The 14,353-nt window shown below is 68.8% G+C and carries 16 protein-coding genes; 12 read left to right on the top strand and 4 right to left on the bottom strand.

Annotation, left to right across the window (positions count from 1 at the left end; translation table 11 throughout):
- Positions 1–144 precede the first annotated feature (144 nt).
- From mdcA to AC07UH_RS09490, 10 genes are all read left to right on the top strand, one after another.
- The gene (mdcA, locus tag AC07UH_RS09445) at positions 145–1,812 is read left to right on the top strand and encodes a malonate decarboxylase subunit alpha (RefSeq protein ID WP_495189827.1); all 1,668 of its coding nucleotides are present in this window, start codon (positions 145–147) and stop codon (positions 1,810–1,812) included.
- 13 nt (positions 1,813–1,825) lie between these two features.
- Positions 1,826–2,143, top strand: a complete 318-nt coding sequence (gene mdcC / locus AC07UH_RS09450) for a malonate decarboxylase acyl carrier protein (RefSeq protein WP_038660098.1) — start codon at positions 1,826–1,828, stop codon at positions 2,141–2,143.
- On the top strand, positions 2,140–3,042 hold the full coding sequence (locus AC07UH_RS09455) for a biotin-independent malonate decarboxylase subunit beta (RefSeq protein WP_495180015.1): 903 nt from the start codon (positions 2,140–2,142) through the stop codon (positions 3,040–3,042). Before mdcC ends, AC07UH_RS09455 begins: the two co-directional genes overlap by 4 nt.
- A complete protein-coding gene (locus AC07UH_RS09460; RefSeq protein ID WP_495180014.1) occupies positions 3,029–3,736 on the top strand; it encodes a biotin-independent malonate decarboxylase subunit gamma in 708 nt (235 codons plus the stop codon). The genes AC07UH_RS09455 and AC07UH_RS09460 overlap by 14 nt, the downstream gene beginning before the upstream one ends.
- On the top strand, positions 3,729–4,346 hold the full coding sequence (gene mdcG / locus AC07UH_RS09465; RefSeq protein ID WP_495180013.1) for a malonate decarboxylase holo-[acyl-carrier-protein] synthase: 618 nt from the start codon (positions 3,729–3,731) through the stop codon (positions 4,344–4,346). Before AC07UH_RS09460 ends, mdcG begins: the two co-directional genes overlap by 8 nt.
- The gene (gene mdcB, locus AC07UH_RS09470; protein WP_495180012.1) at positions 4,343–5,176 is read left to right on the top strand and encodes a triphosphoribosyl-dephospho-CoA synthase MdcB; all 834 of its coding nucleotides are present in this window, start codon (positions 4,343–4,345) and stop codon (positions 5,174–5,176) included. Before mdcG ends, mdcB begins: the two co-directional genes overlap by 4 nt.
- On the top strand, positions 5,173–6,093 hold the full coding sequence (locus AC07UH_RS09475) for an ACP S-malonyltransferase (protein WP_495180011.1): 921 nt from the start codon (positions 5,173–5,175) through the stop codon (positions 6,091–6,093). The genes mdcB and AC07UH_RS09475 overlap by 4 nt, the downstream gene beginning before the upstream one ends.
- 416 nt (positions 6,094–6,509) lie before the next feature.
- The gene (locus AC07UH_RS09480; protein ID WP_038660127.1) at positions 6,510–6,707 is read left to right on the top strand and encodes a hypothetical protein; all 198 of its coding nucleotides are present in this window, start codon (positions 6,510–6,512) and stop codon (positions 6,705–6,707) included.
- A gap of 47 nt (positions 6,708–6,754) precedes the next feature.
- A complete protein-coding gene (locus AC07UH_RS09485) occupies positions 6,755–7,171 on the top strand; it encodes a secondary thiamine-phosphate synthase enzyme YjbQ (RefSeq protein WP_495180010.1) in 417 nt (138 codons plus the stop codon).
- Between the two features lie 112 nt (positions 7,172–7,283).
- On the top strand, positions 7,284–7,880 hold the full coding sequence (locus tag AC07UH_RS09490; RefSeq protein WP_038660133.1) for a CC0125/CC1285 family lipoprotein: 597 nt from the start codon (positions 7,284–7,286) through the stop codon (positions 7,878–7,880).
- Between the two features lie 183 nt (positions 7,881–8,063).
- On the opposite strand, the gene secA is transcribed toward AC07UH_RS09490, so the two are convergent.
- The 3 genes from secA to AC07UH_RS09505 form a co-directional block, all read right to left on the bottom strand.
- Positions 8,064–10,811, bottom strand: coding sequence for a preprotein translocase subunit SecA (gene secA, locus AC07UH_RS09495; RefSeq protein WP_495180009.1), 2,748 nt, complete (start codon positions 10,809–10,811; stop codon positions 8,064–8,066).
- A 101-nt stretch (positions 10,812–10,912) separates the two neighbouring features.
- Positions 10,913–11,182 carry a hypothetical protein gene (locus AC07UH_RS09500; RefSeq protein WP_495189826.1) on the bottom strand — a complete coding sequence of 90 codons (270 nt, stop codon included), beginning with the start codon at positions 11,180–11,182 and terminating at the stop codon, positions 10,913–10,915.
- A 60-nt stretch (positions 11,183–11,242) separates the two neighbouring features.
- On the bottom strand, positions 11,243–11,803 hold the full coding sequence (locus tag AC07UH_RS09505) for an energy transducer TonB (protein WP_495180007.1): 561 nt from the start codon (positions 11,801–11,803) through the stop codon (positions 11,243–11,245).
- A 40-nt stretch (positions 11,804–11,843) separates the two neighbouring features.
- Here AC07UH_RS09505 and argJ point away from each other — a divergent pair, with 40 nt between their 5' ends.
- Both argJ and AC07UH_RS09515 read left to right on the top strand, forming a co-directional pair.
- Positions 11,844–13,070, top strand: a complete 1,227-nt coding sequence (argJ, locus tag AC07UH_RS09510) for a bifunctional glutamate N-acetyltransferase/amino-acid acetyltransferase ArgJ (RefSeq protein ID WP_495180006.1) — start codon at positions 11,844–11,846, stop codon at positions 13,068–13,070.
- A 1-nt stretch (position 13,071) separates the two neighbouring features.
- Positions 13,072–13,869: an inositol monophosphatase family protein gene (locus AC07UH_RS09515; protein WP_495180005.1), complete on the top strand. Its 798-nt coding sequence runs from the start codon at positions 13,072–13,074 to the stop codon at positions 13,867–13,869.
- Positions 13,870–13,975: 106 nt separating this feature from the next.
- Here AC07UH_RS09515 and trxA read toward each other — a convergent pair whose 3' ends face one another.
- A complete protein-coding gene (gene trxA / locus AC07UH_RS09520) occupies positions 13,976–14,299 on the bottom strand; it encodes a thioredoxin TrxA (RefSeq protein WP_038660146.1) in 324 nt (107 codons plus the stop codon).
- Positions 14,300–14,353: the final 54 nt, after the last annotated feature.

A 14,353-nucleotide genomic window follows, 5' to 3' on the forward strand; every position in this document is an offset into this window, starting at 1 on the left:
GCGGGAACGCGCAGATCGGCCCATGCGTATGCATCGTCACGCTTCGCATCCTTCCATGTACGCCGATCTGTCGTCGGCACATTGCATTGTATGCAAACTCTTGCATTCGACGCAATAGGCAATACAAAGAGGGCATTCGGAGCAATGTTTGGATACGGACGGGCGATGCGCGACTGGAACAGCAAACAAGCGGCGCGCACGGCGCGGATCGAAGCGGGCAGCCGTTTCGCCACGGGCAAGCTGGTCACCCCCGCCGACCTGACGCCGTTCCTCGAGGCGGTGCTGCGTCCCGGCGACCGCGTCTGCCTGGAGGGCGACAACCAGAAACAGGCCGATGTCATCGCCCGCGCGCTCGCCGCGGTCGATCCGGCGCGGATCCACGATCTGCACATGGTCCAGTCGGGGGTGGTGCTGCCCGAACATCTCGACCTGTTCGACAGCGGCATCGCGCGGCGGCTCGATTTCTCCTATTCGGGGCCGCAATCGGCGCGGATCGCCAAGATGCTGTTCGGCGGGACGATCGAGCTCGGCGCGGTCCACACCTATCTCGAACTGTTCGCGCGCTATTTCATCGACCTGACGCCGCAGGTCGCGCTGATCGCCGCGGTCAGCGCCGATCGCGACGGCAATCTCTACACCGGCCCCAATACCGAGGACACGCCGACCGTGGTGGAGGCAACGACCTTCGGCAACGGGCTGGTGATCGCGCAGGTCGGCGAGATCGTCGACAAGGTGCCGCGCGTCGACATTCCCGGCGACCAGGTCCATTTCATCGTCGACGCCGCCAAGCCCTTCTACGTCGAGCCGCTCTTCACCCGCGACCCGGCGGCGATCACCGAGACGCAGATCCTCACCGCGATGCTGGCGATCAAGGGGCTGTACGAACCCTATGGCATCCGCCGGCTCAACCACGGCATCGGCTTCAACACCGCCGCGATCGAATTGCTGCTCCCGACTTATGGCGAACGGCTCGGCCTCAAAGGCAAGGTGTGCACCCATTGGGCGCTCAATCCGCATCCGACGCTGATCCCGGCGATCGAGGCGGGCTGGGTCGAGCAGGTCCATTGCTTCGGCTCGGAAGTCGGGATGGAGGACTATCTCCGCGCCCGGCCCGATATCTTCTTCACCGGCCCGGACGGCTCGCTACGTTCGAACCGTGCCTTCTGCCAGACCGCCGGCCTCTATGCCTGCGACATGTTCATCGGCTCGACGCTGCAGATCGACCTGATGGGACATAGCTCGACCGTCACCGCCAATCGCATCGCCGGTTTCGGCGGCGCGCCCAACATGGGATCGGACGCGCGCGGGCGGCGGCATCCGAGCGAACCCTGGCTGCGCGCCGGGGCGGAGGCCGATCCCGACGGCCCCGCCCCGCTGCGCCGTGGGCGCAAGCTGGTCGTCCAGATCGGCGAGACGTTCGGCGACGGCAACACGCCGATGTTCGTCGAGCGGCTGGCCGCGCTCGACCTTGCCGAGAAGCTCGATCTCGATCTGGCGCCGGTGATGGTCTATGCCGACGACGTCACGCATATCGTCACCGAGGAGGGCATTGCCAATCTGCTGCTGTGCCGGACGAAGGACGAGCGCGAACAGGCGATCCGCGGCGTGGCGGGCTATACCGACATCGGTCGCGGCCGCGACAAGGCGATGGTCGAGCGGCTGCGCGAGCGCCGGATCATTCAGCGGCCGCAGGATCTCGGCATCGATCCGCTCGACGCCGATCGCAGCCTGCTCGCCGCACATTCGATCAAGGATCTGATGCTCGCCTCGGGTGGGCTCTACCGGCCACCGAGCCGGTTCCGGAACTGGTAAGGGGACGCGGGACATGGAAACGCTTCGCTACGATATCGCCGCGCCGCGCGCCGCCGGCGGCGACCGGCAGACCGCGCTGGTCGGCGTCGTCGCCTCGGGCAATCTCGAAGTGCTGCTCGAACGCGGCGGCGCACCCGATCGCTGCACGATCGAGATCGCGACCGCGGCGCATGGCTTCGCCGAGCTATGGGCGGCGGTGACCGCCGACGTGGTCGCGGCGCGCGGCGGCGGCGGCCTGCGCATCGCGATCAACGATGGCGGCGCGCGGCCCGATACCGTCGCGCTGCGGCTGGCGCAGGGCATTCGCCTGATCGAGGAGCCGGTCGCATGAGCCATCTCCGCCAAAGCTGGTATGAGGCAAGCGCCCGCGCACGCCTCGACGCGCTGGTCGACCCCGGCAGTTTCGTCGAGTTCGTCGGTCCCGAGCGGCGCGAGACCAGCCCGCACCTGCCGATCTTCGACCTGCCGCGCCAGTTCGACGACGGCATCGCGGTCGGCGCGGCGACGATCGACGGCAAGGCGATACTGGTCGCCGCGCAGGAGGGCCGCTTCATGGGCGGCGCGTTCGGCGAGGTGCACGGCGCCAAGCTCACCGGCCTGCTCCGCGCCGCCGCGACGCTGCGCCGCGACGTGGTGATCGCCTTCGACACCGGCGGCGTGCGGTTGCAGGAGGCCAATGCCGGCGAACTCGCCATCGCCGAGATCATGCGCGCCGTGCTCGACGCACGGCTGGCGGGCGTACGCGTCGTCGGGCTGATCGGCGGGCGCTCCGGCTGCTATGGCGGCGGCAGCCTGATCGCCGGCTGCTGCTCGGCGCTGGTCATCTCCGAACAGGGGCGGCTCAGCGTCTCGGGGCCGGAGGTGATCGAAACCAATCGCGGCGTCGAGGAATTCGACTCGCGCGACCGCGCGCTGGTGTGGCGGACGATGGGCGGCAAGCATCGCTATCTGATCGGCGGGGTCGACCTGTACGTCGACGACGATGCCGCCGCCTTTCGCACCGCGACGCTCGACGCGCTGCATCGCCCCGCGACGCTGGACGCCGCCGTACTCGCGGCCGAACAGGCGCGGCTCGAACGCCGGCTGGCGCGCTTCGGCGACGCGCCCGACGGCCGTGACCTGTGGGCAGCGCTCGGCGTTGCCGATGCGGCGACCGTCCCCGATCTGGCGACCACCGATTTCCTCGCCGCTGCCGCCGGCCACCGGGAGAGTGCCGATGACGCCCGCTGATATCCTCGCCTCGCTCTTCCCCGCCGGCCATGACGTCACGGCGACCGGCGCGCTGCTGCGCGGCACGGGTGATGGCATCCACGTCCTCGGCATCGTCGACGGCGCCTTTCCCGGCTTCGACGAGGCGGTCGCGCTCGCCGGTGACGTCCTCGCGATCGCCGCGCACGACGACGGCGCGCCGATCCTGTTCCTGCTCGATTCGGGCAGCCAGCGGATGAGCCGCCGCGACGAGCTGCTCGGGCTCAGCGAGACGCTGGCACATCTCGCCAAGGCGCTGCGGCTGGCGGCGGCGCGCGGCCATCGCACGATCGGGCTGCTCTATGGCGGCACCGCGGCGGGCGCGTTCATCGCCACCGCGCTCGCCTGCGACACGCTGGTCGCGCTGCCCGGCGCGCATCCCGCGGTGATGGACCTGCCGTCGATGGCGCGCGTCACCAAGCTGCCGCTCGCGGTGCTGGAGGAGAAGGCGGCGGCGACCCCGGTGTTCGCGCCGGGGCTCGACAATATCGTCGCGACCGGTGGCATCGCCGCGGTCTGGGACCCGAACCGGCCGCTGTCGGACCAGCTCGCCGCCTTGCTCGCCGAACCGCCGGCCGGCGACGCGCGCGCCACGCTCGGCGCCGCGCGTGGCGGCCGACCCAAGGCCGCGGCGATCGCGGCGGAGGTGGAGCGGCTGGCGCTGGCGCATGGCTGAGCTGGCGCGCCATATGCTCGCTTATGTCGCGCCCGAAGCCTGGGCGACGATGATCGGCGCCGACGAGCCGGCGGCACTGCGCGACTGGGCCGCGGCGGGTCGGCCGGCGATCGTCCGGCGCGCCTTATGCGACGACGGTGGCGCGGTGCCGCTCGGCGTGCCGCTGCCACCCGCGCTCGGCAAGCGGCGCGTGGCGCTGCGCTGCCCGCCGCACGCGATCCTGCGCACCGCGCCGCCGCCGCTGCTCCGCGACGCGGCCGCCGCCGCGCCGCGCGAATGGCAGGTGACGATCGCCGCACTGCTGCTGTGCGATCCGGCGATGCGCTGTTTCGGCAGCCTCGCGTGGCAGCATCTGACCGGGCTAGCCTATCTCAGCGAAAGCTCGGACATCGACCTCATCCTCGCCTGCGCCGGCGCTGCGGAGGCGGACGCCCGCGCGGCGCAACTCGCGGTGATCGCCGCCGACGCACCGATGCGCGTCGACGCCGAACTGGTCGCGACCGACGGCGCCGCCGTGCAATGGCGCGAATGGCGGTCGGGTGCGCCCGACGTGCTCGCGAAATCGCCTGACGCGGCGCGCCTCGTCGATCGTGCGGCGGTCTTCTTATGATCGCCCTCGTCCGCCACGGCGAGGACCGCAGCGCCGCGGCGATCGGCGACACCGCCGCAGACTGCCTGATCCGTGAGGTCGAGACCTGGCCCAAGCCCGGACTGGTCAGCCACGTCGACCAGGGCGCGCACGACGACATGAACGCCGATTTGCTCCGCCGCAGCGCCCGCGTCCTCGCGCCCTATTTCGCCGATCTCGCCGCCGCCGGGGCGGCCGGGGCCGAGATGGACCGGCTGCGCGCGATCGGCATGACGGCGGAGGCGGCGATGCTGGCCGCGACCGCCGGGGTGAACACGCATCGCGGCGCGATCTTCGGGCTCGGCCTGCTCGCGGCAGCGGCAGGGTTCCGCATGCGGTACGGCGTCGCGGCACCGCTCGGACGGATCGTCGCGGCGCGCTGGGGTACGGGCATTCTCGGCGGTCCCGTCGATCTGCACAGCCATGGCAGCGTCGTCGCGCGCCGCTATCGCGCGGGCGGCGCGCGCGCCGAAGCGGCGGCCGGCTTCCCCGCCGTCTATGACGTCGCCCTGCCCGCGCTCGCCGACGCGCGCCGGATCGCCGACGGAGACGAAGCCGCCCGCGTGCAGGCGTGCATGGCGCTGATCGCCGGGGTCGCGGACAGCAACCTCCTCTATCGCGGCGGCCCCGCCGGCCTCGCCTTCGCGCAGCGGCAGGCAAGCGCCTTTCTCGCCGATGGCGGGGTCGGCGCCGCCGGCTGGCGCGCCCGTGCCGCCGCGATCCATGCGGCGTTCGTCGCGCGCCGGCTGAGCCCCGGCGGCTGCGCCGATCTGCTCGCGATGGCGCTGTTCGTCGCGGCGGTCGAGCGATGAGCCTCGCGCTGCTCTGTTCGGGTCAGGGACGGCAACATCGCGCGATATTCGACCTCGTCGCCGATGCGGCGACTCCGGTTCTGGCCGCCGCATCGGCGACATTGGGGACCGACGTCCGCGATTTCGTGCGGACCGCGTCGGATGCCGATCTGCATGCCAATCGCGCCGGCCAGATCGTCTGCGTCGCCGGCGCGATGGCGGTGGCAGAGGCGCTGTTTCCGGATGGCGCACCGCCGGCTACGATCGTCGCGGGGTATAGCGTCGGGGAGATCGCGGCATGGGGGATCGCGCGCGTCTGGTCGCCGGCGGACACCTTCGCCGTCGTCGATGCGCGCGCCGTCGCGATGGACGCCGCGAGCGGGCCGGATGACGGGCTCGGCTATATCCGTGGCCTGCCGCATGACGATGTCGCCGCGCTGGCCGACCGGTTCGGCTGCGCCGTCGCGATCGTCAATCCCGGCCGCCTGTTCGTCTGCGGCGGCACGCGCGACGCTATCGCCGCGTTATGCACGGCGGCACTGGCCGATGGTGCGGTGAGCGCCGCCCCGCTGCCGGTTCACGTCGCCTCGCACACGCCGCGTCTCGTCGCCGCCGTCGCGCCGCTCGCGCAGACGCTCGCCGCCACCGCGATGGCCCGGCCGACGCTCCGCCTGATGACCGCGACGGACCAGAGCCTCGTCAGCCTGCCCGCCCGCGCCACCGCGGGCCTCGCCGGACAGGTCATGGCGACGATCGACTGGGCCGCACTGCTCGACGCTTTGGCCGAGCGCGGCGTCGATCAGGTCCTCGACCTCGGCCCGGGCTCCGCCCTCGCCGAGATGGCATCCGCCGCGATGCCCGACGCGCGCGTCCGCGCCGTCGATCAGTTCCGAACCCTGCAAGGGGTGCGAGACTGGCTGGTCCGTCACGACCGGTGAGCGTTACGGCAGATAGGCGATCGGGGGCAATTCAGTCCGGTCAGCGTCCCTGCCATCTTCGCTACAAGAAATGTGTCGGAGCAGTCATACCAAGCAATTATATTGCAGCGCACCACGTGCAACGGCAATAATAGCGCTTGCGCCTCCATTACGAAGACGACATCATCCAGCCCAACGAGGAACGACACGTTCCCGCCGGAGAGAGATGCATGATGATCTTCCTGGAAGTCGCGATCGGCGCCCTTGGCCTCGCACTGCTGACGACGCCTGTCTTCATCGCGCTGGCCGACAAGCGCAAGATGACCAGACCGGAATAAGCGCCGCCCCGCGGCGGCGGGGTCACCAGCGTTAATGCATGCGTCGCGAATTGGGTCTAGGATGGTCGCTACCGCACCACCCTGGCACAGGACCTCATCGTGGATTCGCCCTGCCCCGTTACCGCCCAGCTCGTCGCCTCGATCCACCAGCCTTGGCGCGCATCGGTGCGCGAATGCCTCGACCGCTGGCTGCGCCTCGACTCGACGGCACGCGAGTCGGCCTATCTCGTGCTTGAGGGGCCCGAGCCCAACCTCCGCCGCACGCTCAACGCCGCCGAGATCGCCAAGCTTGCCTGAGCGGGCGGCGGCCGGGCCGCGTGGCCCGAACCGGAACGGGAGCTGACATGCGGCAAGCCACGACCATCCTGCGCGTCGAGACGCGGCGGCAGGGCCTGCTGGACGTGACCGGCGAGGTCATCCGCTGGGTGGCGGCGCAGGACATCGATACCGGGCTGCTCACGGTTTTCTGCCGGCATACGTCGGCGTCGCTCGTGATCCAGGAAAATGCCGCGCCGGCGGTGCGCCGCGACATGGAGGCCTATTTCGCCCGCCTCGCGCCGGAAAGCCGCGATTATGACCATGACGACGAGGGGCCGGACGACATGCCCGCGCATCTCCGCACCGCACTGACCGGCGTGCAGCTGTCGATCCCGGTCATCGAGGGCGCGCCTGCGCTGGGGACGTGGCAGGGCATCTATCTGTTCGAACATCGCACCAGTCCGCATCGGCGCAGCCTGGCGCTGCACCTGATCGGCGCGTGAGCCGCGGCGAAGCGTTGCAGACGGGAGCCAAGTCGTTCATCGCTCGTTCCACTGGGACGATGTATAGGCGGCACGGTTCGCCGCATCCGCGAGCGAATGGAGTATTGGAGTCATGAGTCATCTGGGCCGCAAGGCCGTGGTCGCGGCACTCGCCGCCTCCACGCTGATGGTCGCCGGCTGCGCGACCGAGACCACCTATCGCCCCGCCACCGGGCAGGGCTTCAACCGCACCGGCTACAGCGATCGCCGGATCGAACCCGACCGCTATCTCGTCAGCTTCGCCGGCAACAGCGTCACCTCGCGCGATACGGTGGAACGCTATCTGCTGTTCCGCGCCGCCGAACTGACGTTGCAGAACGGCTATGATTATTTCGTCATGGCCAATCGCGACACCGATTTGCAGTCGCGCACGTACAGCACGCCCGGAGTCGGCGGCGGCTGGGGCTATGGCGGCTTCGGCGGCTATTGGGGTCCGTCGTGGCGCTATTACGGCCGCGGTTTCGGCTGGCGCAGCTGGGACCCGTGGTTCGGCGGCGGCTTCGGCGGCGGCCCGTGGGGCAATGATTTCGACATCCGCACGATCGATCGCTACGAGGCGACCGCGGAGATCGTGATGCGCAAGGGACCGATCCCGCGCGACAATTTGCGCGCGTTCAACGCCCGCGCGGTGGTCGACAGCATCGGCCCGACGGTAGTGCTGCCGAAGTAACGTACCGTTCGCGTTGCGGCAAAAGGCCGGGTCACCCTGCGGTGATCCGGCCTTTTTCGTGAGATGGTGACAGCGACGGCTGCCGCGCTCTCCGGCATCCCGCTTCGTCAGCCGTCGCGGAGACGAAGCGGGACCCCGGCGCAAGGCCGGGGTGACGGGGGGGGGGGGAATGCCGCCGGAGCGTCAGGCGGTGACGGCACCGTGGCAATGCTTATATTTCCGGCCCGAGCCGCACGGGCATGGCGCGTTGCGGTTGACGCGGCCTTCCCAATGTTCCGGATTGTCGCCGAGGATCGCCTCCGCATCCGGCTGCATCATCTGCAGCGGCGGGATCTGCGTCGTGATCCGGCCCAGCGTGCCGGCGTCGATATCGTTCGAATTGTCCTCGCCGGTGAACGGGTCGAAGTGCGTCGTGATGAAGTCGGGCAGCTCGGGCAGGTCCGGCGCTTCCTGCATCTGGAACTGCGCGTGCGCGATCGTCTTGGTGACGTCCTCTTGGATCGAGTCGAGCATGCGCTGGAACAGCGAGAACGCCTCCTGCTTATACTCGTTGATCGGCGTCTTCTGCGCATAGGCGCGCAGATGGACGACCTGACGCAGCGCGTCGAGCGTCGCGAGATGCTCCTTCCAGTGATGGTCGAGGTTCTGGAGCAGGATCGACTTCTCGACCTGCGTCCAGGTCTCCGGCTCGAGCTCGGCAGCCTTGGTGGCGATCGCCGCATCGGCGGCCTCGCGGACGCGCTCCTCGACGATCTCGGGATCGATCGCCTCTTCGGTCAGCCAGTCGTCGACCGGCAGGTCGAGATTGAGGATCTCGGTCAGCCCCGCCTTCATGCCCGCGATATCCCATTGCTCGGGATAGGAATTGGGCGGGCAGGCACCGCCGACGATGACGTTGACCGTCTCGGTACGCATGTCGCTGACCACATCGCCGACCGCATCGGCGTCCATGATGTCGGCACGCTGTTCGTAGATGACCTTGCGCTGGTCGTTCATCACATCGTCATATTCGACGACCTGCTTGCGGATGTCGTAGTTGCGCGCCTCGACCTTCTTCTGCGCGGTCTCGATCGCCTTCGACAGCCACTTGCTGCCGATCGCCTCGCCGTCCTCGATATTGTTGCGCATCATCTTGGCGAACAGCGTGTCCGGGCCGAAGATGCGGAGCAGATCGTCGTCGAGGCTGAGGTAGAAGCGCGACAGGCCTGGATCGCCCTGACGGCCCGAACGGCCGCGGAGCTGGTTGTCGATGCGGCGGCTCTCGTGCCGCTCGGTGCCGAGCACGAACAGACCGCCGGCGGCGAGCACCTCCTGCTTCTCGACCTCGATCTCGGCGCGGATCCGTGCCGCCTCAGCCTCATATTCGGGCGTGCCCTCGACGAGTTCGGGATGCTCGTCGAGCATGCGGAATTCGAGGTTGCCGCCGAGTTTGATGTCGGTGCCGCGGCCCGCCATGTTGGTGGCGATCGTCACCGCCGCCTTGCGACCGGCCTGCGCGACGATATGCGCCTCCATCTCGTGGTAGCGCGCGTTGAGCACCTTGTGATCGACGCCTTCCTGCGTGAGGAATTCGCTGAGCAGCTCGGACTTCTCGATCGACACGGTGCCGACCAGGACCGGCTGGCCGAGCGCGGCATGTTCGCGGATCTTCTTGGCGATCGCGCGGAACTTGTCGGTGGTGTCCTTGTAGAATTCGTCCTCCTCATCGACGCGGCGGACGCCGACGTTGGTCGGGATGGTGACGACGTTCATCTTGTAGATGTCGTAGAATTCGGCCGCCTCGGTCGCCGCGGTGCCGGTCATGCCCGACAGCTTCGGGTACATGCGGAAATAATTCTGGAAGGTGATCGACGCCATCGTCTGGTTCTCGGGCTCGATCGTCACGCCCTCCTTCGCCTCGACCGCCTGGTGCAGGCCGTCGGACCAGCGGCGCCCGTCCATCATGCGGCCGGTGAATTCGTCGATGATGATGACCTTGCCATCCTTGACGATGTAATCGGTGTCCGCCTTGAACATCATGTTCGCGCGCAGCGACTGGTTGACGTGGTGGACGACCTGCGTGTTCTCGAAATCGTAGAGGTTGGCGCCCTCCAGCAGGCCCGCCGCCTCGAGCATCCGCTCGATCCGCTCGGTACCGCTCTCGGTCAGGATGATCGACTTCTGCTTCTCGTCCTTCTCGTAATCGTCCGCCTCAAGCTGCTTCACGATCGCGTCGACGCTCATGTACAGCTCCGACTTGTCGTCGGTCGGGCCGGAGATGATGAGCGGCGTGCGCGCCTCGTCGATCAGCACCGAATCGACCTCGTCGACGATCGCCATGCTGAAGGCGCGCTGCACCATCGAGCTTCGCTCATACTTCATGTTGTCGCGAAGGTAATCGAAGCCGAATTCGTTGTTGGTGCCGTAGGTGATGTCGCTGTTGTAGGCGGCGCGGCGCTGTTCGTCGGTCAGGTTGGGGATGATCGTGCCGACGGTGAGGCCGAGGAAGCGATAGACCTGGCCCATCCACTCGGCGTCGCGCGCGGCGAGATAGTCGTTGACGGTGATGACGTGGACGCCGTCGCCGGGCAGCGCGTTGAGATAGGTCGCCAGCGTCGCGACGAGCGTCTTGCCCTCGCCGGTGCGCATTTCGGCGATCTCGCCGCGGTGGAGGACGATGCCGCCGATCATCTGCACGTCGAAATGGCGCATGCCGAGCACGCGTACCGCCGATTCGCGCACCGTCGCGAACGCCTCGGGCAGCAGGTCGTCGAGCTTGGCCCCATTGGCGAGCTGCTCGCGGAACTTGGCGGTCTGCGCGGCGAGCTGCTCGTCGGAGAGCGCCTGGAGCGTCGACTCGAACGCGGCGATCTTCTGGACGATCGGGTTGAGCGATTTGACGTAGCGGTCGTTGGACGAGCCGAAGAGCGATTTAGCGAAGCCGCCGAACATAGGGATGGTTCCTGGATAAGCGCGCGCGGCCCCAGGGATGCGGGGGTGCGCAGCGTCGTTGGTCACGAAGATGTGGGTCGCAGCCCGGGCTGCAACGGGCGCTATTCGCGCCGGCGGCGGGCGTAGAGCGGTTCGCCCGGCGTTACGGCCGGAGCGGCGGCGGCGAGGCCCCAGGCCGCGGACGCGACCAGCGTCGGCAGCGCCTGCTGCGGCCGGCTGGCAACCCGGGCAGGAACCGCACGCGTCTCCACCATAGCTGCCGCGCTTGCGACCGCATGTGCCGCTGCCGGCGTGCGCATCGCCGACGTCCCGCCCGTCAGGGCGGACAGCAATGCAGACAGGAGAAGCAGCAGATTCACGCGACGAGCCATAAGCGGCCACTGCCGCCGCGTCCACCGTAAGTCGCGCGGCAACCTGCCCTTCCGTCGCGATCAACCGGGAATTTGCCAGACGACGCGACGCGTGAAGACGCGCGGCGCTGTGTCCGCCGGTACGGCCGGATAGCGTGCGCGGCGCATGATCGCGTCACAGGCGGCGCGATCGAGATCGGCATGACCACTGGTATGCAGCGTCTTGCAGTCTCCCACGCTGCCATTCCCATCCACCACCCAGGTAATGGTGACGGCGCCCTCCTCGTTATTGCGCAACGCCGCCATCGGATAGTCGTCGGAGGTGATCCAGTCCGCCGGATTTGTCGAAACGGGCGGTCTGGTGACGCGAGCGCGATCCTCGCGCACCGCAGCGTCGACGGTCCGTCGATGGCGTGCCTGATCCTCCGCCCGGCGCAACGCGATCTCCCGCCGTGCGGCGTCCATACCGGCGTTCACGGCGAAGGCGATCGCGAGGATACTGGCCAGCAGAACAACGGCGAGCGCAACCAGCACGGCGAGCCGCAGATTGCGTCCGTCGCCCGCGAAGCGGGAGCCCTTCCTGCCGGGATGCGCAGCGGCGCCAAGGACGGTTATTCGTGCCGGTGAGGGTTCGTCGATCATCCGTCTTTGCCCTGTCTTGGAAGCAGCCTATGGCAGCGCCATGTCTTCGTCCATCTCCCCGCTCGCCACCCCCTTCCCCGCCCTGCCCGTGATCGCCGGCGTGGTGCCGCACGTCGCCCGAGCGCAGTACAAGACGTGGGACCGCTGCGATCTCACCTTCGTCACGCTCGCCGAAGGGACCAGCGTCGCCGGCGTCGTCACGCAGAGCAAATGCCCGTCGCCCGAGGTCGAATGGTGCCGCAAGGCGCTGACCCTCGGCACGGCGCGCGCGCTGGTGGTCAACGCGGGCAATTCCAATGCCTTCACCGGGCATCGCGGCCGCGCCGCGGTCGAGGCGATCGCGGCGCGCACCGCGCAGCATCTCGGTTGCCAGCCATCGGACGTGTTCGTCGCCTCGACCGGGGTGATCGGCGTGCCGCTGCCGATCGACAAGGCGGAGGCCGGGCTCGATGCCGCCTTCGCCGCAACGCCGTGCGACTGGCGCGCCGCGGCGGAGACGATCGGCACTACCGACACCTACCCCAAGGGCGCGACGACGACCGCCATCGTCGATGGTCGCACGGTGACTTTGGTCGGCATCATCAAGGGTTCTGGGATGATTGCGCCCGACATGGCGACGATGCTTGGCTTCGTCTTCACCGATGCGGCGGTGACGCCCGGCTTCCTGCAGGCCTCGCTCAACGCCGCCAACCGCAACACCTTCTCGTGCATCACCGTCGACGGCGACACCTCGACCAGCGACACGGTGCTCGCCTTCGCCACCGGCGCGGCCGGCAATGCGCCGCTCGGCGACGCCGACAGCGATGGGGCGGACGCCTTCGCCGCGGCGCTCGCCGACCTGTGCGCGCAGCTCGCGCTGCTGGTCGTGCGCGACGGCGAGGGCGCGACCAAGCTGATCGAGATCGCGGTCACCGGCGCGGAGAACGACGCCTCGGCGCATCGCATCGCTATGTCGATCGCCAATTCGCCGCTGGTGAAAACCGCGATCGCCGGCGAGGACGCCAATTGGGGCCGCGTCGTCATGGCGGTCGGCAAGGCCGGCGAACCCGCCGAGCGCGACAAATTGTCGATCCGCTTCGGCGAGACGCAGGTTGCGCGCGAAGGCCTCGCGGTCGAGGGGTATGACGAGGCGCCGGTCGCCGCGCATCTGAAAGGGCAGGAGATCGAAATCGGCGTCGACCTCGGCCTCGGCGACGGCGTGGCGACGGTTTGGACCTGCGACCTCACCCACGGCTATATCTCGATCAACGCCGACTATCGGAGCTGACATGCACCATCCGCACCACGACGCGGTCGTCACCCTGATGCGCCGGGTGGCGGCGGAGATCGTCCTGCCGCGCTTCCGCAACCTCGCTGCCGACGAGATCGAGGAGAAGGCCGCGGACGATATGGTGACCGTCGCCGATCGCGAGAGCGAGGCGGCGCTGACCGCCGGGCTGGCGGCGCTCGATCCCGGCATCCGCGTCGTCGGCGAGGAAGCGGTGGCGGCGGATGCGTCGCTGGTCGACGGCATCGAGCACGGCCGGGTGTGGATCATCGATCCGATCGACGGCACCAACAATTACGCGAGCGGCATCGCCACCTTCGGAATCATGATCGCGCTGGTCGAGGGTGGCGAGACGCAGGCGGGGTGGATCCTCGATCCCGTCGCCGACCGGCTCTGCCACGCCGTGCGCGGCGGCGGCGCCTATATCGACGACGTACGCGTGCAGGCGCGGCCGAGCGGCGGCGAGCGCCCGTCGGCGGTGCTCGCCACCTATTGTATGAGCGAGGCGGAGATCGCGGCACTCTACGCCCGCGCCGAGCGCGCGTTCACCGTCGCGCCGATGCCGCGCTGCGCGGCGGAGCAATATCCGCGACTGGTGCTGGGGACGAACGACGTCGCCTTGTTCCAGAAGACGCTGCCGTGGGATCATGCGCCCGGCTCGCTGTTCCTGCGCGAGGCGGGCGGTGTGGTCCGCTGGCCGGATGGCGAGGACTATCACGTCGGCGATCAGCGTCGCGGCATGCTCGCCGCCGCATCGCCCGCCTTGTGGGACCAGGCGGCGAAGCTGCTGTTCGGATAGCAAAAGCCCCTCCTCTTCAGAGGAGGGGGTGGGGTGGAGGACACTGGGAACAGGCCTCCGTGATACAAACCCTACCCCTCCCCCAAAGGGGAGGGACTTGCATCGCTTACGCCAGCGCGCCTTCCAGCCAGGCCTTCAGCCGGCCCTTCGGCTCGGCGCCGACCTTGGTCGCCGCCGGGGCGCCGCCCTTGAACAGGATCATCGTCGGGATGCCGCGCACGCCATATTTGCCGGGCGCATCCGGATTCTCGTCGATGTTGAGCTTGGCGATCGTCACCTGCTCACCGAGCTCTTCCGACAGTTCCTCGAGGCTCGGCCCGATCATCTTGCACGGCCCGCACCATTCCGCCCAGAAGTCGACCAGCACCGGACCGTCGGCCTTGAGCACGTCGGTGTCGAAGCTCGCGTCGGTAATCGCCTTGGTAGCCATTTCAATCTCCTTTGCAGCCCATCTAGGATGGCGCGGACCCCGGCTCAACCGTCG

The sequence above is a fragment of the Sphingomonas sp. GW821-FHT04B01 genome, from assembly GCF_059420425.1.